Annotated in this window: 16 protein-coding genes; 7 read left to right on the plus strand and 9 right to left on the minus strand. The window is 70.1% G+C overall.

Translation table 11 applies throughout. From position 1 onward, the window contains the following. Positions 1–7: 7 nt before the first annotated feature. Positions 8–616, minus strand: a complete 609-nt coding sequence (locus ABGB11_RS29935; RefSeq protein WP_347638190.1) for a YhjD/YihY/BrkB family envelope integrity protein — start codon at positions 614–616, stop codon at positions 8–10. Between the two features lie 372 nt (positions 617–988). Between ABGB11_RS29935 and ABGB11_RS29940 the strand changes: the two genes are divergently transcribed. After that, on the plus strand, positions 989–1,597 hold the full coding sequence (locus ABGB11_RS29940) for an STAS domain-containing protein (protein ID WP_347638192.1): 609 nt from the start codon (positions 989–991) through the stop codon (positions 1,595–1,597). Positions 1,598–2,211: 614 nt separating this feature from the next. Here ABGB11_RS29940 and ABGB11_RS29945 read toward each other — a convergent pair. After that, positions 2,212–2,979, minus strand: coding sequence for a GAF and ANTAR domain-containing protein (locus ABGB11_RS29945; protein ID WP_347638194.1), 768 nt, complete (start codon positions 2,977–2,979; stop codon positions 2,212–2,214). Positions 2,980–3,079: 100 nt separating this feature from the next. Continuing rightward, the gene (locus tag ABGB11_RS29950) at positions 3,080–3,754 is read right to left on the minus strand and encodes a GAF domain-containing protein (protein ID WP_347638196.1); all 675 of its coding nucleotides are present in this window, start codon (positions 3,752–3,754) and stop codon (positions 3,080–3,082) included. 274 nt (positions 3,755–4,028) lie between these two features. Here ABGB11_RS29950 and ABGB11_RS29955 point away from each other — a divergent pair, with 274 nt between their 5' ends. Then, positions 4,029–5,123 carry an acyl-CoA desaturase gene (locus tag ABGB11_RS29955; RefSeq protein ID WP_347638198.1) on the plus strand — a complete coding sequence of 365 codons (1,095 nt, stop codon included), beginning with the start codon at positions 4,029–4,031 and terminating at the stop codon, positions 5,121–5,123. Between the two features lie 203 nt (positions 5,124–5,326). Here the strand turns inward: ABGB11_RS29955 and ABGB11_RS29960 are convergent, their stop codons facing one another. Further along, positions 5,327–5,899 carry a DUF5994 family protein gene (locus ABGB11_RS29960; RefSeq protein WP_347638200.1) on the minus strand — a complete coding sequence of 191 codons (573 nt, stop codon included), beginning with the start codon at positions 5,897–5,899 and terminating at the stop codon, positions 5,327–5,329. Positions 5,900–6,267: 368 nt separating this feature from the next. Between ABGB11_RS29960 and ABGB11_RS29965 the strand changes: the two genes are divergently transcribed. Continuing rightward, positions 6,268–6,804 carry a transposase gene (locus ABGB11_RS29965; RefSeq protein WP_347638204.1) on the plus strand — a complete coding sequence of 179 codons (537 nt, stop codon included), beginning with the start codon at positions 6,268–6,270 and terminating at the stop codon, positions 6,802–6,804. 54 nt (positions 6,805–6,858) lie between these two features. Here the strand turns inward: ABGB11_RS29965 and ABGB11_RS29970 are convergent, their stop codons facing one another. Continuing rightward, the gene (locus tag ABGB11_RS29970; protein ID WP_347638206.1) at positions 6,859–6,996 is read right to left on the minus strand and encodes a hypothetical protein; all 138 of its coding nucleotides are present in this window, start codon (positions 6,994–6,996) and stop codon (positions 6,859–6,861) included. Positions 6,997–7,373: 377 nt separating this feature from the next. Between ABGB11_RS29970 and ABGB11_RS29975 the strand changes: the two genes are divergently transcribed. Next, positions 7,374–7,967: a helix-turn-helix domain-containing protein gene (locus ABGB11_RS29975; protein WP_347638208.1), complete on the plus strand. Its 594-nt coding sequence runs from the start codon at positions 7,374–7,376 to the stop codon at positions 7,965–7,967. 122 nt (positions 7,968–8,089) lie between these two features. On the opposite strand, the gene ABGB11_RS29980 is transcribed toward ABGB11_RS29975, so the two are convergent. Then, positions 8,090–9,010 (minus strand): ankyrin repeat domain-containing protein, encoded by a 921-nt coding sequence (locus tag ABGB11_RS29980; protein WP_347638210.1) that lies wholly within the window; start codon positions 9,008–9,010, stop codon positions 8,090–8,092. Between the two features lie 14 nt (positions 9,011–9,024). Continuing rightward, positions 9,025–13,914: a DUF4132 domain-containing protein gene (locus tag ABGB11_RS29985; RefSeq protein WP_347638212.1), complete on the minus strand. Its 4,890-nt coding sequence runs from the start codon at positions 13,912–13,914 to the stop codon at positions 9,025–9,027. A 187-nt stretch (positions 13,915–14,101) separates the two neighbouring features. Here ABGB11_RS29985 and ABGB11_RS29990 point away from each other — a divergent pair, with 187 nt between their 5' ends. After that, positions 14,102–15,388, plus strand: coding sequence for a serine hydrolase domain-containing protein (locus ABGB11_RS29990; protein ID WP_347638214.1), 1,287 nt, complete (start codon positions 14,102–14,104; stop codon positions 15,386–15,388). Between the two features lie 366 nt (positions 15,389–15,754). Here the strand turns inward: ABGB11_RS29990 and ABGB11_RS29995 are convergent, their stop codons facing one another. Together ABGB11_RS29995 and ABGB11_RS30000 are read right to left on the minus strand one after the other, a co-directional pair. Then, complete coding sequence (locus ABGB11_RS29995) at positions 15,755–16,216, minus strand: hypothetical protein (protein ID WP_347638216.1); 462 nt, start codon at positions 16,214–16,216, stop codon at positions 15,755–15,757. A gap of 13 nt (positions 16,217–16,229) precedes the next feature. Next, complete coding sequence (locus ABGB11_RS30000) at positions 16,230–17,189, minus strand: CPBP family intramembrane glutamic endopeptidase (protein WP_347638218.1); 960 nt, start codon at positions 17,187–17,189, stop codon at positions 16,230–16,232. A 93-nt stretch (positions 17,190–17,282) separates the two neighbouring features. Between ABGB11_RS30000 and ABGB11_RS30005 the strand changes: the two genes are divergently transcribed. Then, positions 17,283–17,918, plus strand: a complete 636-nt coding sequence (locus ABGB11_RS30005) for a TetR family transcriptional regulator C-terminal domain-containing protein (RefSeq protein ID WP_347638220.1) — start codon at positions 17,283–17,285, stop codon at positions 17,916–17,918. 178 nt (positions 17,919–18,096) lie between these two features. Next, positions 18,097–19,368, plus strand: a complete 1,272-nt coding sequence (locus ABGB11_RS30010) for a WD40 repeat domain-containing protein (protein ID WP_347638222.1) — start codon at positions 18,097–18,099, stop codon at positions 19,366–19,368. The last annotated feature ends 52 nt before the right edge of the window (positions 19,369–19,420 follow it).

Genomic DNA, 19,420 nt, shown 5'->3' on the forward strand with positions numbered 1-19,420 from the left:
CCGGACGTCAGTCGGGGTCATCGCGTCGAGGCTGATCGAACTCCACGTCGACGTTCTCGAAGCCTTTGTGACGTTCGGTCTCGGCGTAGGAGGTGTAGGCGCGCCGGTCCCCGGCGGTCAGCTCGACGTTGTCGGTGAAGGGCGTCAGGAGGCTGCGGGGCCACAGCCGCTGCTCCCGGACGACGTTGATCTCGGCGCTCAGCACGAAGGTGACCGCGCCCAGATAGATCCACGTCAGCAGGCCGAGGACGATCCCGAACATGCCGTAGGTGGCGCTGGCGCCCTTGAGCATGTGACCGAGCAGGAACGTGCCGGCCCACTGAATGACCTGCCATACCAGCGCCGCGGTGATCGCCCCCGTCCGGACCTGCGCGATGGTGAGCCGCCGGGCGGTCAGCACCCGGAACGCCACGGTGAACAGCACGACGTTGACGGCGACGGCCACCAGGATCGCCACCGCCCGCACACCGGCGCCGCCGCCGAGAACCCCACCGGATGCGGTCACCGCCGACAGCAGCGTGGTCACCAGGATCACCGCGCCACCGAACGCCAGCAGCGCCAGGCTGCGCACCCTGGCGGCGAAGGGGTCGGCCGCGAGTTGCGCGGCACCCCCCACATCTTGTTCAGGGCGTTCTGTGCAGCCTGTACGACGCCCAGGCCGCCGTACAGGCTGCCTATGGAACCCGTGGCCAGGGCCAGGATGCTTCCTTGAAAGCTATGGATGTTCGCGCCGATCTGGTCCCCGAGGACCGGGAACTGCGCGAGCGCCAAATCCAGTTTCTTCCCCCATCAGCGCGCCCCCAACGCTCGACCGCCCGGTTCGGGCGCGGGCCGTCTCCTGCCCGGTCGGCGACGTCCGGCGGCAGTAGCCGCGCCTCGGCCTCGTAGTGCAGGACGTTCAGGTCCGGTACGGCATGACGGTCCCCTGGGCATCATGCGAGAGGTCTGGACCCGATCGCAGGGTTAGACCGCAGGTCGTGAGCGGTCTATGCTGCGTGCGACGGCGGTAGTCGTCTGTCCGGCCGCTCCAGACCCTGGCGGCGTAGGTGCGTACGCTCCAGGGAAGGCTGTCATGACGGCATTCGAATCCTCGCCCCCATCCTCCGTTCCACAGGAAACGCGGGCGGGTCTGGACACCACGGCCAGCGACCGCGGCCGAGCCGGGGCGCCGGTCAGTCTCCGGCGGACGGACGTCGAGTGCGGTGCCGGGTCGACGGCGACGCTGCTGGCACTGGCCGGGGAGATCGACGCGTCCAACAGCAGCTGGCTGACCGTCCGGCTCAACACCATGATCACCAGCGCGTCCACCGGCCACGGCCGCACCGCGCCGAGCAGCGGTGTGGTCATCGACCTCACGCGCCTCAGGTTCTGCGACGCCAGCGGCATCACGGTCCTGGTCAAGGCTTTCAAACACGCCCGGAATCAGCGGCTGGTCCTGAGCATGGCCGGAGCCACGGGGCGGGTCGACCGTGTCCTTCGCCTCACCGGCATCGGCGAGGTCATCAGCCTTCATCCGAAGCCGGCGGACGCGTTGGCGGCGCTGCGCCGACGTGACGATCGCACGGCTCGGCACCCGGAAAGCGCCCTCGACGGCTGACCTGCCCAGTGCTCCGTTCCGCGCGGAGGCCTGGGGTCGGCGTATTCGGGTATCCGGTGCGGTCCAGAAGCGGAGACCCCCAGTGAAGGAGGGACAAGGTCATGACCTCGATGACCTCCCCGGGGCCGACCGCGTACCGGGCGAGAGCACCGGGCCGGCCCGCACCGGCCTTGACCGAGGGACGCAAATCCACCGCGGCCGTGGTGGTGATGTGGGTACTGGTGGTGGTGCCGATCGCCGCGTGGACCGGTGGTTCCCGGTCCTGGCCGGGGTGTCTCTGCTGGCGCCGCCCGCGGCCGGGCTGCTGATCACCGGCACCTGGTGTCGTTCGGCGAGAGCTGGCACAACGGCCATCACGCCGACCTGACCTGCGCCCGGCACGGCATGCTGCCGGGCCAGATCGACCCCTCGGCCCGGCTCATCCGGTGGCTGGAGGCGCCCGGCTGGGCGTACGACGTGCGCTGGCCCACCGCGGCCCGGATCGCTGCACGACGCCGCGCGGCCACGACCGCGGCCGAGAACCCATCGGCCCGTGAAGCCCGCGGCGTACCGGGCGTCACCTGCCGAGCGGGCAGGCATCCGGGTGCTCGTTCGTTCCCGTCATCGTTTCGCGGTCAACCGTGGTCGGCGCGGCGGCCGGGATCGTTTGGCGGGTGCAGGAAGTCCATCACGGCGGGGTCGTCGTCGATGACGGCCAGCGCGAGGTCGGCGAGTTTGCGGTTGGTGTCGCGGGCCTGGGCGCGCAGAGCGGCGAAGGCCTGATCGAGTGAGGTCTGGTGGCGCTCGGCGAGCATGCCCTTGGCCTGCTCGATGATCACACGGCTGTTGAGCGCGATCTGCAGTTGCTGTGACAGCAGTTGATGTTCGCGGGCCGCGCGTTCGCCCAGGATGCCGATGGTGGCGACGTCGGCCATGGCCTGCCCCAGCGACTGGACCGTGGTCGCCTCGTCGACGGCCAGGACCGTGGAGGGGGCGGTGAACAGGTTCATCGCGCCGATGATCCGCTCTCGCATCCGCATCGGCAACGCCACCACCCCGCCGTAGCCGGCGTCGAGGGCCGCGGCGCTGAACAGCGGCCACCGGGAGGCTTCGGCGGCGAGGTCGGCGACCCTGACGGGCCGGCCGGTGGCGAAGCAGTCCAGACAGGGGCCCTGCCGGGCTTGGAGCTGGAACAACTCCAGCAGCCGGGTCTGTTCGGTAGAAGCCGCGATCACCTGTAGCTCGTCGGCCTGGTCGGTGAGCAGGATCCCGGCCGCCTCCACGTTCAGCAGTTCCACGCAGCGCTCGGCCAGCCGGTGCAGGAACTCGATGAGATCGAAGTCGACCACCAGGGTGTCGGCCAGCTCGACGAACACCTCAGCGAGTCGTTGTTGCTGTGGCATGGCTGCTCAATCCGTTTCCTCGGCCCAGTGGCTGGGGGTCCTGTCGTGTGATGTCGTCTCTCGTAGACCGCAGTGGTCATCGTGTCGATCCATCGTGTCGTCACCCGTCGGGAAGGTCGTCGGGATGGAACCGCAGCCGCCGGTCCACCACCTGGCGGGCTAGCCGGGCCAACGGGACGCCTTCGGTGAAGGCGCGGGCGCGCAACGCCGCGAACGCGTCCTGCAGACCCACGCCGAGCTGGACGGCGACCATCCCGGTCGCCTGATACACCTCGATCCTGCCCTCGCCCGGCCCGCCCAGCGGCCAGGCCCCCTGATCCGAGGTCGTGCCGTCGGGCGAGGTCCGGCCCGCGGTCAGCATCACCGCCACCGCCGTCCGGCACAGCGTCACGGCGTCGGCGACCTGCTCCGCGGTCAGCGGTCCCGGCCTGACCCGGTACAGGGTGAGAGTGCCCAGCCGGATCGCCCCCACCTGCAGCGGGAAGGCGAACATCGCCCGTACCCCGGCCACCGCGGCCACCGGCGCGAACACCGGCCACCGGGAGGCGCCGGCCGGCGAGGACACATCGGCGACCAGCACCTGGCCGCCAGAGGCACCGGCCTCGATGCCCGGACCTTCCCCCAGGGTGAACTGCTGCTCCTCCAAGAGCGCGGCCACCGCATCGGTGGCGTGCGCCCGCTGCCGGCGGTCCGGCCGGGCCGCCACCGACACCGCCGACCCGTCCACCTCCACCGCCGCCACGGCCGCCTGGCACACATGCGCGGCCGTTACCATCTCACCGTCCGCACACCCGGCGACCAGCTCCCACAACCGGGCCGCCCGCGCCTCGCCCGCTGTTGGTATAGCCGCTCACCGCCTCCGCTGTCCGAAGCGACCGGATGGCCACACCCTGAACCCAGCGTCGCACAGTCTCGGCACCGCGAGGCGATCGGCTCTGCTGTTGGGCGCTGCTCGGATCGCCTGTGTCGGCGTCTCGCGCCAGTGAGTTTCTCTGGAAGTAATCGGCGGGCGTTTCTCGGGAATGCTCGCCCGTATGGAAGAGGACAGTGTGACCACAAGCGTGACCACGGACGTTCCAGCCGCCGGCAGTGCAGCCGCCCGGGACCGGGGCGATGCGGGTCCGCGGGGCAGCGACTACGCGCTGCTGTCCCGCGAGGTGAAGCGGGCCGGACTGCTGACCCGGCGGCCGGGCTACTACACCGTCAAGATCGTTTCGAATCTCGTCCTGCTGGCGGCCGGTTGGGCGGCCTTCGCACTGGTCGGGCCGTCCTGGTGGCAACTGCTGGTGGCGGTGTTCCTGGCAGTCGCCTTCACGCAGACCGCGTTCCTCGGGCACGACGCGGGTCACCAGCAGATATCGGGCTCCAAGCGGGTGAACGAGCTGCTGGGGCGACTGCACGGCAACCTACTGGTCGGGCTCAGCTACGGGTGGTGGATCTCCAAGCACAACCGGCATCACGCCCACCCCAATCAGATCGACCGCGATCCCGACGTCGCCACCGGAGCGATCATCTTCACCCGCGAGAGCGTTCGGGCCCGGCACGGCCCCGGTGTCTGGCTGGCCCGGCACCAGGCGTGGCTGTTCTTCCCGATGCTGCTCCTGGAAGGATTCCATCTGCATCTCGCGAGTGTCCGCGCCCTGTTCGGCGGCAATGCCACCGCGCGCGAGCCGGGCAGAACCCGTCTGGCCGAGGGCGGTCTGCTGCTCGCCCACATCGGCGGATATCTCACCGCCCTGTTCTGGGTACTCCCTCCGCTGCAGGCCGTGGGCTTCCTCCTCCTCCAGCAGGGCCTGTTCGGCCTGTACCTGGGCTGCTCGTTCGCCCCTAATCACAAGGGCATGCCGATGCTCGGCAGGAACGACAAGACGGACTATCTGCGCCGGCAGGTCACGACCGCGCGCAACATCCGCGGCGGCCGGATCACCGATTTCGCGCTCGGCGGGCTGAACTACCAGATCGAGCACCACCTGTTCCCGTCCATGCCGCGGCCCAACCTGCGCCGCGCGCAGGCACTGGTGCGCGCCTTCAGCGACCAGCACGGCGTCGCCTACTGCGAGACGAGTCTCCTCCAGTCCTACGCGCAGGCGCTGCGCCATCTCCATGCGGTCGGTGGGCCGTTGCGTCCCGAGCTGGAGTACTGACCCCGCCGACCGGTCACCGGCGCCGGATCGCGGCACTGGCTTGCCCGAGCTTTGAGCTTTCCTCGCCGACGGGCCGTGCCGCCCGCCTCGGGGCCGTCTGCTCCTCCCCAAGCTGAGCGGGCCTGGATCGGCGGCGCGCTGCGCCTACGCTGGCGGGGCATCGGCGCGTCCCCTGGCGCCTCACAGGCCGGGTGGCGTCCGGTTCAGCGTGCCGGCGGCTGTTCTTGTAGCCGTCCCCCATCAGATTTCCCGGCGTTCTGCGCCGTCGATCGTGTCCGGGAGCGGTCGCGCGGGCCGGTCGGCTTGTCAGGGGCGGACATGCGGGCGGCCGTTTCCAGGGCGGCCCGTGCCGCCGCATCGTCGGTTGAGGCCGGGACGGTGAGAAGGTCGACGCGACGGCCGTCGGCATAGATCGCGGTGAGCAGTCCGGCGGGAAGGTTGCCGAACCAGCTGAGCAGCACCTCCCTGGTGTCCTCCGGGCCGTCGACGCGCAGCCGGCGGGGATGGGCGTCCCAGTCGGTCGCGCGCAGCATGATGTGGACGATGGGGGAATGCTCGTCCGACGGGCCCTGTGCTTGCAGTGCCAGAACCAGTCCGGGCAACTCCACGGCCGGATCGACCGAGCGGGGCCACCAGGCACCGTCCACCCGCGTGCGGCTCGTATCGTCTTGCTTCGGACCAGCGCGGTCGGTCGGGGCCGACAGCCGCATCGCCAGCCGAGGAGTCATGGACGGGGAGAAGCTGATGGTCGTTCTTCGTCCGGCAGCGGTTCGCATAGGTCTGCACCCCTCTCCCGAGAGGCGCGGACGGCGACCCCCGGTGCGTTGTCGGCGGGGACGGGGCCGACCCGATACTTCGCTACCCCACAGATGCGGCAAAAGTGATTTCTCAGGACGGCCGGCGAGTCGAGCTACCCCCTAGCTACGATGCCCTGTTTATCAGATATCTACATCATACTCATGATTTGCTGACGTTTCGGGGGCAGAGGGCGGCAAAATCCAAATGCCATTAATTATACTTTTCTTGGCCTTCGATGAGCGGCATCACCCACGTCGCCGTCAGATGATCCGGAACGTGGCGCGCCCACTACCGGCCTGCTGTCCGGACCGCGCCCCCGGATGGCGGACGCCACTCCGGCATTCCTGTGCGGTCTTGCCCTTCGCCGGATGCGACGGAGTCTCAGAATCGGCGACGCCGCCACAGCCCCAACGAACCGGCGCCCTCACGGCGTCGGCGCGGCCTGGTCCCGTACATCAGGACGAGCAGGATCATCGGGTCGATCCACCGCCGGCACCGGGCGACGGAGTTCCGCAAGTTCCTGGTCAAGATCGACAAAGAGGTGCCGGCCGACCTGGACGTCCACCTGATCTGCGACAACTACGGCACCCACAAGCATCCGACCATCATCAGGTGGCTGGATGCCCACCCTCGCTTCCACATGCACTTCACCCCCACCTACTCCTCCTGGCTGAACCAGGTCGAGCGGTGGTTCGGCGTGCTCTCCGAGCAACGCCTCCAGCGCGGCGTCCACAAGACCCTCCGCGCCCTGGAAAACGACATCCGCGACTGGATCAAGACGTGGAACGACAACCCCAGGCCCTTCACCTGGACCAAGACCGCCGACGAGATCCTCGAACGCCTCGCCTCATATCTTGATCGAATTCCTGGCGCGGGACACTAGGTGCTGGAAGGGAGGACCTTCGAGGCGACGGCGGCGTCCGGAGAGGGCTCTGTGTTACCGGAAGGCTTCGACGTTGCGCCGGGCCCATTCGGTGAAGGGGCGGGGCGTGCGGCCGAGGACCCGTTCGACGTCCGGGCTGAGGCGCAGCTCGGCGTCGCTGGGCTCACCGAGGACGGCCAGGGTGGTCTCCACGACCGGTCGCAGGCCAGCATCACGGCGCGGCCCTCCACCTCGGTGATCGCGATGCCGCCGACGGGAGACTCCGGCCCCGGCAACCCCCTCCTCATCGACGCTGACCGTGACGGGAGCGCCGTCCAGCTCGATCGCCGGCGTACCGGAGTAGGTGGCACCGCCGTGCGAATGCCCCGTACAACCGCGCATCATGCGGTCATCTGGCATGCATCGGACCCTAATGATCTCCACCAACACCCGACATGAGATCGACCGGACCACGTGGTGTCGCCGGCTCCCGGGCGAGCTACCCGCCCCTGGTGCGCCGATCCATAACGGCACCCCCGTGACCTGCAAAGGATCCGGGTTTCGGTTGCCGCGTCACATATGGTGAGGGCATGGAGGGTAACGACCAGGACCGGCTGATTGAGACCGCGACCCGGATCTTTGCCGAGCTCGGGTACGACGGGGCATCACTGCGGATGATCGCCGACGCGACAGGGTGTGACATCGGCTCTGTCCACCAGGTCGCGGCGACCAAAGCCGACCTGTACCGACAGGTAATGCAGCGTGTCCACACGGCCGAGGACCAGGCCATGCAGGACGCCGTCGCCCGCTTCACATCCGACCGGCAGGGCATCAAGCTGCTCGCGGACGCTTTCCTGGCCTTCTACGCCGACCACCCGCAGGCGCTGGCGCTGTGGCAGCACGGATGGATGGGAGACGCCGCCGACGTGGCCGGTGTGGACGTGCTCTACGTGCAGCCCCGATCCGCGCAGATCGCCGACAAGATCCGCGACCGGGTTCCCCCCGATGTCGATCCCGACTACCTGGTGTGGAGCGTGATGTGGTGCGTCTACGGTTTCCTCAACACCGGCACCGTCCACACCTCCCAACGCCCTAGCAGCGCTCCTCGCCGCACCGACATCCACGGCTTCCAGGCCTTCCTGCACGCCATGATCGACCGCCTGTTCGCCCCGCCTCAACCCTGAGTTCACCGCCAGACGCCCACCCGCGGTTCGGGGGCTCCGAGTGGTCACCCGGGCAAGAGCGGGGACTGTCGCCGCGATCAGCCCGGCGGCGTCGATCGCGGTCAGCGTCGCCGTTGCGACGATCAGTTTCGGCGGTCGAGCACATCGATGATCGTCTGGTGCCCTTTGATCCGCGCGATGTCGAGCGGTGTGGCGTTCACCGGGTAGCTCTCGAACGGCTTTGCCAGCCCACATCCGGGGTCCGCGCCCGCCGCGAGCAGGGTACGCACTATCTCGGCGTGGCCGTTCTCCGCCGCTTCGTGCAGCGGGGTGAACCCATAGTTCTCTGTGATGTTCGGGTTCGCTCCGGCCTTGAGGAGCAGCCGTACCGGGTCGACATGGCCGTGGCGACTGGCGTAGTGCAGCGGGGAGACGCCGTCTTCGTCACGCGAGTCGAGATCGACCCGCTCCGTCGCGATGAGCAGCTCGGTGATCTCGGCGGTGCCCCGCGACGCGGCGTGCGACAGCGGGGTCTGCCCTGCGGACGTCGCCAGTTCGACGTCGATCCCCCCGTTGATCAGCATGCGCGCGATATCGACGCAGTCATCGTATTCGTCGTCCGGGTGGGATCCGATCTCCGCGCGGATCTCGTCGCGGCCGGTGAGAACCGTCTCGACGCCGTCGCGCACCACGGTGACCGCATACTCCATCGGTCGATCCTTGGTGCGCTGGATCACCTGGTGCAGCGTGGTGAAGCCGCCCGGGAGTGCGATTCCTGGATCCGCGCCCGCCGCGAGCAGCGCCTCGACACCATCTCGGAACGCCTCGCGCGACGCGACCAGCAGCGCTGTCCAGCCCCGCTCGTCGGCGACGTTCACATCGACCCCGGCCGCTATCTGCTCCTTGAGGACGGGAAGATCCCCCAGGTATGCGGCGGTCCGCAGGGCGTCCGCCCGCGACACGTCCTCGGAGTCCGTCGTGGGTCCCGCACTGTCGGCCGGGCTTGCCGCACCCGCAATGTCCGTCATGAGTCGTCCCGACTGCCGTTGCTCGATTTCCGTCAAGATCAAGAAGTGTGTCACATGTGAGTGCCACTCCGGCTACTGAGCGTTCCCACCAGCATCCGAGAGGCGGCCTCCAGCGGTTCGGACGAACGGAGGTAGCGCAGGTCCTCCATGACCAAGGCGGCATCGGTGGCGCCACCGCGGCGGAGGGCCGAGGCCAACGCGTCCAGGTCGGACCAGCGGGATGGGCGGAGGTGGACGCGGTAGCCGCCTCCGGCCGGCTCCAGGGTGAGGGCTTCACCGATGGCGAGCCTGCTCCCCGGGATGTGGGCCGCGGTCGCCCCGGCGGCTCGTTCCAGGGCGGTGACCGAGGTGACCCCTGCGGCGATGGGCAGGTGCGTGTCCGGGCCGGTGACGTGGTCGTGCAGGTCACGCAGGCGGGCGGCGGCGGTCGTACGGGCGGGATGGTCCTCGGGGAGGCGGTCGGCCAGGAGCCTCGCAGCGCGGGCGATGTGACCCAGCGGCGGTACGGACGGACGCTCGCCGAGCAGGGCGACCAGCGCCTCCAGGGCGTCCTCGGCATCGGAGGCGAGGGTGACCCACTGCTCGGTGGTGAGCGGGGTGAGCCTCGGGTGGCGTTCCGTCCAGTACGCGACAGCCCGGTCCACATCGGGGCCCGTACGCCAGAGGTCGGCGGGGTCGTCGGGCATGAGCAGCTCGACGACTTCGAGGGCCTCGTCGGCGGTGGTGAGCGCCTCCAGGGAGAGCGCGGCGATGCGCAGTTCGACCCGGGTCAGGTCGCGAGTGCTTGTGGCGCCGCCCCTGTGGAAGGCGGCGACGCGGCCCCGCGCCCAGCCGTCCGGCCAGAAAAGCGTGCGGGCCGAGGTGGACAGCAGGAGCAGGCACTGGGCCGGTGACAGGCCGGTGGCCTCGGCGAACGCCTGCACGGTCGCCTCCCGGTTCACGGGCGGCGGGCCGCTCTCGGCGACCAGGCCGAGCGCCCGGCGGAGCCGCTCCGGGTCGCCCCAGCCGCGGCAGGTCCGCAGCTCGACGACGCGGTTGCGGGTGAACAGGAGCGGGTCGGGACCGTCCGGGGTGTAGAGGAGCGCCGTGACCGCATACCAGTAATCCACCAGCTCGTAGTCGGCGACAGCGGCGACCGCGATGGGACCGTAGCCCGAACGGATCTGCCCGAGCCTGTACTCCGGGCGCAGCCGGGCGACGTGCCAGGTGCCGTCGGTACGGAGGAGTTCGGGGACGGCGGCCAGTTCCAGAAGTCGCGTGCGCCCGTCGCCATCGCCCCACGCGGCTTCGAGAACGGCGGCGCCGAGGCGGCCGAGCGTGTTCTCGATCCCCTCGACGGCGCGGAAGTTGAACATCGCGATGTCCCCGTCGTACGGCACATCGACGGCGGCACGGCTGAAGTGGACGATCCTCTCGTACGCGGACTGAGGCCCCGGATCCTCTGGCTCGGAGGGCTTCTCGGACTGCACCGCGGGCGCCGCGGAGACGGGCGCGGGGCGCAGCTGGGGCGGCGGGGCCAGCGCCAGGCGTTCCGGCAGGGCGAACGCGCGCTCGCGGCATTCGACGGCCGTCCATACCAGGAACGTGACGCCCTTCCGGAGCGACTCGTCGGTGATCTCCGGAAGGAGCGGGCGGAGCCGTCCCGCCAGCTCGTCCCGGGCGGCGGTCTGCTCCTCGAACCGGGTCTCGGGGTCCAGCACACGCATGAGGTCGGTGGCGAGCGCGGCGTCCGCGACGTCGATGAGGGCCTGCGCCTTCTTCTCGTCGACGGCGCGCAGCGCTCTGGATCCCTCGGGGTCGCGCGGACGCATCGCCGACCACCAGCCGGGAGGCGCGACCAGGCGCGTCCCGGACGCGTAGCGGTGGTGCCCGACCCAGCCGATGTTCTCGGCGCCCTGGTGCTCGGGCACCCTGCCGAAGCCGCGGACGTAGCGTCCGATGGTCCGCCCGGCCGGGTCCCGCAGCTCGATGATCCGGCCCCGGCCGCGCCAGACGGTCGCCTCGGCGCCACCGGGAAAAGCGACACGTTCGCCGTCGGCCGGCACGACAGGGCGGGCGGCAGGGTGCGCGCTGCCGTGCGGGCAGTGCGGGCCGCCGTGGTCCAGTACGGTCACCCGGCCGTCCACGGCGATCAGGCAGCGGTCGTCAAGGTCGCGCGCCTCGGTCCGTTCGTGGGACCGGTGGGAGATGTCCTCGTAGGTGCCGAAGCCGTGGGACGGGCCGACTCCCTCCGGTGTGACGACGGAGGCGCGGAACTGGTGCTCCCAGAGCCGCCCGGCCTGGATCAGGAGAAGGTCGGTGCCGCTCTCTTCCAGGTAATTGGTGATGGTGTGAACGTGGCCAGGGATGAAAGCCGGCAATTCCAGTTCATCGAGGACGCCGCCGCTCAGCGTGGCGGCGAGGGCGCGGGCCGGGTCCGTCCCGGTCGCGATCGTCCGGACGCTGTCCAGGAGGGGGCCGGGGACTCCGGCGATGGTGAACCGTTCGGCGTCGCACAGGGCGGCGTGCGCGTCCGGAAGCCCTTGGTCCGGGACCCGCTGGGCATGCTCGGCCAGGATGGCGGCGACGGCCTGCGCCGTTCCCGGTGTCGTGGTCAGGGCCTGCACGGTCTCGGGGGCGGTCTGCCTCGGGGCGGCGGGCTCGGTGACGTTGAGCTGGTTGGTCACGTTGCCCACGATCGCGTCGCGCAGCAGCGGAGCCCAGTCCGGGTCGGCGGCGACGGCGGCCAGGTCGGTACCCACTCCGGAGGCGAGCCGGTCGTAGAGCTTGAACGTGTGCAGCAGCCGAGGCCGCGCGAGCGGAACGCCGCAGTCCAGGAGGAGATCGAGAAGCGGGAGGTCGGCGGCGGTCTCCTCCCAGCGGTTGACCTCGTCCTCGTCCACTCCCAGCACCGCCTCATGGTCATCGCAGGTGAGGCCCTCCGCGCGCAGCCGCGTACCGGCGTCGTGCAGGAGGTCGCCGAGACCGGCGACGGGGAGCGCGAGCCCCGCGTACAGCTTCAGGAAGCGGCCGAGCCAGTCCTTCACCGCCGGCCCCGCCAGCCCGGGGGACGTGGTGAACGGGGCGGTCAGGCCCGTGCCCGCGAGGTTGCCGAGAAGGAGCGACACCGCCGTGCCCTTCGCCTTGGGGGTGTCCTTGGCGGGCAGCGGCAGGACGCCTAGGAGCGCGCGGCCGATGCCCGCGTCCGCCCGTGCCATCGGGCCGAGCAACGGAAGGACGAACTTCCACAGGGCCCGCGGCGCCGACTCCATGCAGCCGCTCATCAACAGGGCCCGGACGGCGCGTTCGTCCTCGGGTCCGCCGAGCGCGTGCCCCGCGGCCTTCGCCAGCGTCGCCCAGCCGTCGGCCAGGGCCAGCGCGCCGCCGACGCCGTCCGGGACCTCCTCGCACCATTCGGTCAGCAGGCCGCGGTGCCAGCGGTACGCGTCGGGGGCGGGATGGCGGGCGACGAGGCGCTTGCCGTGCTTCTTGAGCGTGGCCGTCCCGGCGGCGTCCGGCCCCGCGGCGAGGTGCGCCGCGACCAGTGCGGCCTCGTCGACCGGCAGCGCGTGCGCGTCCTCGGCGGCGCGGGCGCTCTCGAAGAAGCCGGCGGCGAAGCGGGCGCTGCCCGCCGCGGCCAGGATCCGCGCACACTCCTCGAAGAACGGCGGCAGCAGCTCGGGGGCGTGCGTCTCCAGGTCGTCGGCGGTACGGGTGAGCTCGGTGCGCGCGAGGCCGGGCTTGCGGGCGGCCAAGTCTCGGGCGGCTCGCAGGTCGGTGTGCGCGGCCACGATGCGGGCGCGGTGCGCCGGATGCCGGTGCAGGGCGGACGCGAGGAAGCCGAGCGGGCCCGCGTGCACGGTCCCGATGCCGATCTCCGCTACCGGGTCCAGGTCGTACAGCGACTTCTCGGCCTTGTCGCCGTCGACGGCCGCGCGCCGGACGAGGACGACGACCGGCTCGTCCAGGACGGAGTGCTCGTAGCGGACGGCGACGCACGCGTCCTCGTCGGAACCGGCGGGCGTGCCCGGCAGCACCGCCCCGGCGCGCAGCATCACGTCGCGTGTCGGGCCGGTGATGCCGGAGGGCGCCACGGTGCCGGGCTCGCCTTGGTGGGCGTCGCAGTAGTGGGAGTACGCCTCGGTTGCGTCCGCCGCCGGCTCCGTCTCGTCCACGGTGCGGTCCGCATACAGCGCCATGAGGATTCGGAGGCCCTCGGACCAGGCGATGTCGCCGATCTCCTGGCCGACCGCGGTGAAGCTCAGCCGCTCCATGGAGGCCGGGCTCATCGGCCCGCTCCAGTGCAGGTCGATCTCGATGCCGATCGGCTCGGGCGCGTGCACGGTGAACCGCGCCCTGCGACCTGTGATGCGACCGCCGAGCTCGTGCACGCGGCGCTCGAACGCGGCGCCGCTCTCGTAATAGGCGTCCACATATCCGAAGATGTCGACCGCGCCGAACGTACGGTCCATGCTCGCGGGACGCGTCCACACCTCGCGGCGTACCTGTTCAACAACCTGCGCGAGGTTTCGTCCCCGCCAGATGGGCAGATCGTCGCCGAGCAGCAGCGGGTGCGGGATCGCGAAGGCGTCCGCGTCCGTCCACGCGCCCTCGCGCAGGAGCGCGCAGCGGCCGAGGTCGGGCGCGCCGTCGACGATCGGGGCGATGACCAGGTCTGTCAGCGTCTCGCGCCACACCGGGTCGTCCCACACGGCCGCGAACACCGCGGCCGGGACGGGCAGCGACCGCACCATCCAGGACTCGACCCGGTCGTGCACCGCCCGCGCGTGCCCGCTGAGCCAGTCGCAGAGGGCGGCGAGCCGTACCGCGGACGGATCCTTCCTGACGTTGGCGGGCACCCTGGCCAGCACGCGGCCCGCGGCCGTCCGGCAGGCGAGCACCGGCCACCGCGTTCCCTCGATGGTGAGCTCGTGGCCCGTCGCGCTTCCGATCCATCCCATGGCACGCCATTCTTGATCAAGTCCGGGACATTTTGGCGGGCAACGGATGATGTGCCCGACGTGCGACAGCACGGGAGCTGCTCGCTGCGGACATGGGCGCGGCCCGATACCGGGACATTCAAGATCATTCTCCGTTAGGGTGCAGTCCACATCATTCAGGCATCACAGCGTTACAGGGAGTGAGCTGGTGGGTGGAGCACTGAGCCGTCGGGACTTCGGCAAGGCGTTGGGGCTGGCCGGAGCCGGCGTGGCGGCCCCGGCACTGCTGGCGGGCTGCTCGTCCGGCTCTGCCAGGTCGGCCCGCGCCGCGGCGGCGAACGGGGCGGCGAACACCTGGCAGGTCACCGGCAAGGCACTGGCGAGCCTGGGCGCCTTCGACACGACGATGAAGGGCTTCATGCAGTCCCGCGACATCACGTGTGGGCAGCTCGCGGTCGTCCGCAACGGCAAGCTCGTCCTGTCGCGCGGCTATACCTGGAACGTCTCGACCGCGCCGGTCACTCAGCCGACCTCCCTGTTCCGCATCGCCAGCGTCTCCAAGCCGATCACCGCGACGGCCGTGCTCCGGCTCGTCCAGGACGGGAAGCTGAAGCTCACCGACCGCCCCGCGACGCTTCTCGGCCTTTCGACCGCCGCCGACCCGCGGCTCGAGGACGTGACGGTGCTGCGGCTGCTCCAGCACCTCGGCGGCTGGGACCGCGAGATCTCGCCCGATCCGGTGTTCGCCGACTGGGTGATCTCTCAGGGGTACGGTAAGCCGCTGCCGATCAGCCAGGCCGACATCATGCGGTACGCGTCCGCCCAGAAGCTCGACCACGCGCCCGGATCCACGTACGCCTACGCCAACTACGGGTACACCCTGCTCGGCCAGATCATCGAGAAGATCACCGGGCAGGAGTACGCGGACTACGTCCAGCGGACGGTGCTCGCGCCACTGGACATCCAGCGGATGCGCCTGGGCGCCTCGCGCGCCTCGGGGACGGGCGAGGTCGAGTACGACTCCGACCGCATCGTCACGACGATCCTCGACAGCAGCGGCAAAAAGGTGCCCGCCCCGTACGGCTTGTTCAACCTGGAGAACCTGGACTCGGCCGCCGGCTGGACCGCCACGGCGATGGACCTCACCCGCTTCGTCGGGGTCTACGAGGGCGGGACGAGCGTCCTGAACACCGCCTCGATCGAGCGGGCGCTCGCCGAACCCGAGACCGGGGTCTCCGCCGACGGCTGGTACTACGGCTGCGGCTGGCAGGTCCGGTCGTACAGCGGCGGCAGGATGAACATCTGGCACAGCGGCAGCCTGGCCGGAACGTACAGCATGCTGGTGCGCAGGACCGGTGGCCTGACCTGGGCGGTGCTCTTCAACCAGCGCCCTGAGGACGACGCGCCGGACTACGACATCGACACGCGACTGCTCGAAACGTCGAAGACCGTGCAGACCTGGCCCACAGGCGATCTCACCTCCACCTACTTCTGACCCTCGGGCCGCACGCGTCAGAAGGACGACGGGCCGACCTTATGGACGACCGCCTCGGCTTCTGGCGGCTTCGTCCCAGGGACGCTTGGGCGATGGCCGTCGCCGCCGGGCATCGGGGCCGTACCCGGCGGCGATGCGCTGATACCGAAACGCCTCAGTCCTTGCCCTGGAACGTCTTCCAAGCGATGACGGCGACGATGCCGATGGCTATAGCGAAAATTATCAACGTTGCTGTGTTCATTGTGCTCCCGCCGGTGTGCCTACCACGGTTCGACGTCATTGGGGGGCGAGGGTACCTCACCGCCGCCTGCCGACCTCGCCATCGCCCCGGTCGCAAGCGCACGGTGAGCACTCCCGGCCGACTGCTCACGCCATCCTGGGAACCGATCGCGGTTCGATCATGGTCTGATTTGCGCAGAGCACGTGGGAGGCACTCTCAATGGAGAAGGACACGCCCGAAGCCGAGTACGCACTGGCGAAGTCGCTGAAGGAGCAAGGACGGCTCCAGGAGGCCGAGACCTGGTTGCAGCGCGCCGCTTCGACCAGCGCCTCAGCGTGATCGGAGCATCGCCGACCGCCCTGTTCTTCGGCAGGCAGGTGGCACTCGCGGTCGTCGGAGTCCACGTCGCCGGGGTCTATTTCGGGCTCGTCGCCGTGCCCCAGGACGATCTGCCGCGGCTCGCTGGACTGGCCCTGCTGCTGGTGACGACCGTGCTGATCGGCGCGCCACTTCGCCCTGATGATGACGGTATGCGTGCTCATCGCCTGGGGCGCCAGCGTCCTCCGGCTCTCAAGGCCGACGGCGTTCGCCCGCAGCGCGCCGTCCATCGTTTGCAGGTGGCTACGCCCGCGCGGACGTCGCCGCGCGGGCGGGCTGTTCGGGGTCGCGGACGCGCCAGCCGATGCGGCGGCCCCTGAGGCGCCCGAGGATGGTGAAGACCACTGCGGTCAGGAGCAGATAGCCGGGAATGAGCAACACGGCGTCCGGGGTGGTGGTCTCGGCAGACCAGCCCGTGTCGCGCTCCTCACCGAGCAGCGTCACCCTGTTGACGGTGAGGAAGGTCAGGTGGAGCGCGATTGAGGTCCACAGGGACCCGGTGGTGACTCTGGCGATGAGCAACGCGAAACCGAAGACCACCATCAGGATCACGTAGGAGATCGGGTCTTCGCCGGGCGGGGCGATACCTGGGCGCTGGACTGGGCCGCCGAGGAGCGCGGAGACGACCGCCTTGACGATGTTGGCCACCCCAGGCGTGGCGGTGAAGAGCACGATGGTGCAGAGGAACGCCGTCCATCGGCGGAGCCGCGCGTTGAGGTTCCGGTAGGCGTACCCGCGGATGGTCAGCTCTTCGGGCAGTGCTTCCAGGGCGAAGGCGATCATCGCGTTCACCACGACGTAGGTCACCAGGCGCGGCCAGTCGAGAGGGCCCCAGCGCAGCCAGCCGGCATTCGTCCCGAGGATGAGCATCGCGGCCGCCGCGCCGCCGGTGACGATCAGCCCCGTCACGAATGACCGCAGGCTCTCACCGGCGCCGGGCAGGCCGAGGCCTCGCAGCGGCAACCGATCGATCTCGCGCCGGATCAGCAGGACCGGCGGGACGGCGAGGGCGCAGCAGATCGCAGCCGTGAGGGCCAGCCGCGCCGTACCGGAGATGCCGAGGCGATCGTGCGCGATGTCGCTCAGCGCTCCCGCGCAGCCGAGCGCGAAAGCCATGATCAACATGCCCGCCAGGGCTCGGCCGAACGCCCTGGCGTAGGAGGTCCGCACCGGGGGCGAGGATTCGGTTACGGCGAAACGCATCGTTCGGACCCTCCGGGATCCCTTATTTCGGTCAACTGCACGAAAAAAGTACCATGGAGATCGATCTGGAGACCGCCAGCGTTCTGGAGAGCCGTGCCGAAGATCGTCGATCATGAGCAGCGACGGCGGGAGCTCGCCGCCGCCGTGTGGCGGGTCGTCCGCGAGCACGGCGTGCAGGGTGCCTCACTCCGTGCCGTCGCCCGGCAGGCGGGCTGGTCTCCGAGCTCCGTGCAGTACTACTTCGCCTCCCAGGGCGAGCTGCTCGACTTCGCCATGCGCGTCGTTTACGACCTCACCGAGCGCAGGCTGGCCCGCCATGATCCGCCCGCCGACCCCCGCGACGCCGCGTTCGCCCTGTTCGAGCTTCTCCTGCCGCTCGACGCGCAGACGCGAAGGGCGAACGAGGTCTGGCTCGCCTTCCTTTCCCGAGCGCTGGTCGACTCGGCCGCACGTGAGCTCAATCTCGACGGCAACCGGAAGATCGCGCGGGTGTGCCGGCAGGCGCTGAACTTACTGGCCGAAGGCGGCTGTCTCCGTCCCGGCGCCGACCTCGAACTGGAGACCGCCCGGCTGCACGCGCTCTTCGACGGAGTCGCGCTGCACGCGGTCACCGATCCCGAACGCATGCCGCCCGACCGGGCGCTCCGGATCTTCGAACACCACCTGACCAGCTTGATCGACCCGCGCCACGCCGATGCGGAGACCACGACCGGTACGGCACAGCCCTAACCGCTCACGCCGAACGCACCCGACCGCACGTGATGACCAACGCCCATCACCCGCATCGGGGCGCGACCTTCACAGACCAGATGCTCGTCGGGTGCTCTTCGAGGCGGTACTGAGGACCCCGGGCCGGCCGCCGTCCCGGCGGCGGTGTTGTCAGGCCCGGAAAGTACGCTCCTCCCCCGTGACTGAGACGACGCTGACGCGCCCGGACCTCCCGCGGCCGAGGCATTACCGCATCCGGCTTGAGGGACGCAGGCTGGTCCATACGGCGTGGACCGAGGGAGGGAAGCCTCGCGAGACCGCCAAGGAATTCGATGTCCAGCAGGATGCCGGCCAAGCCTTCCAGCGCCTGCGGGACAAGAAGATGCGGGAGGGCTTCTGCTGTGTCGGCGACGGTGCCGCTCGTGGCGACGTGCTGCTGGAGTTCATGGTGCCGATGGGGTTGCACGGCCCGACGGTCGACCTGTCACCGGACGGCCGCACGCTCGTCGCGGGGACGACGCCCAAGCACGCCCAAGGGGGAGCCGAGATCTACCTGGTCGACATCGCCACCGGCCGCCGTCGCCTGGTGCTCCCCGAGCGGCCCGAGGCGAACCACCGGCCGCCGAGCCCGGGGCATGCCGTCCTGCACACGGTGCTCTTCGACGCCGACGGCGAACGGATCATCTACGCGCTGGACGGCGAGACCCGCCTGCTCGATCCCACGGGTGGCCACCAGAAGCCCCTCGCCGCCTACCGCACCGGCTTCGAACCGTTTCGCCTGCGCCCGTCCTGGAACCGGGACCGCACTCGGCTCCTCGTCTTCGACGCCGAGGACCGCATCCGCGTGCTGGACCGCCAGGGTGACCCCATGTTCGAGACGCGCGCCGACATCGCGGACGAGTACTGGGGCGGAGCGCTGTCGCAGTCGGGACGGCTCCTCGCACTGAGCCGGAGCAAGGGGAAGTGGCTCCCGGATTCCCCGATGGCGACCGAGATCGAGGTCTGGGATCTCGAGCGCGGCACGATCCGCGTGCGGATCCCGGTTCCCTTCATCACCTGTCCCGTGGACAAGGTCGGCTTCGACCCGTCCGAGACCCTCGTCCTCGCCAAGCCGTGGGGGAGCGAGGGGCCGGGAGCCTTCAGCATCGACACGACCGAGCTGGTCTGGCACTTCCGCCACCCTTCCTTTCCGGACCGCTGGGACTACTGTTTCGACTGGGACTACTCACCCGACGGTACGGATCTGGCCGTCGGCCGGCTGCTGCAGACCGACGTCGTCGACGCTGCCACGCGTGTGGTCGACCCGGCCTTCGCCAATCCCTGGCCCGACGCCGGACCCGGCAGGCCCGGCCAGGCCAAGCAGGTCAGGATCTCCGACGATGGCACGGTTCTCGTGTCGGCCGGCCCCAGCGGACGGATCCTAGTCCGCAAACTCCGAGGTCGATCAACGGGGAACGCGACGAGCCGCTGACGTTTCGAACGCGGCTAACGCCCTTCCGGCGAGCCGGGACCGGGGGTCACGC

Origin of the sequence: Actinomadura sp. B10D3 (assembly GCF_039871695.1) — a bacterium.
GTDB classification, from domain to species: Bacteria; Actinomycetota; Actinomycetes; order Streptosporangiales; family Streptosporangiaceae; genus Spirillospora; species Spirillospora madurae.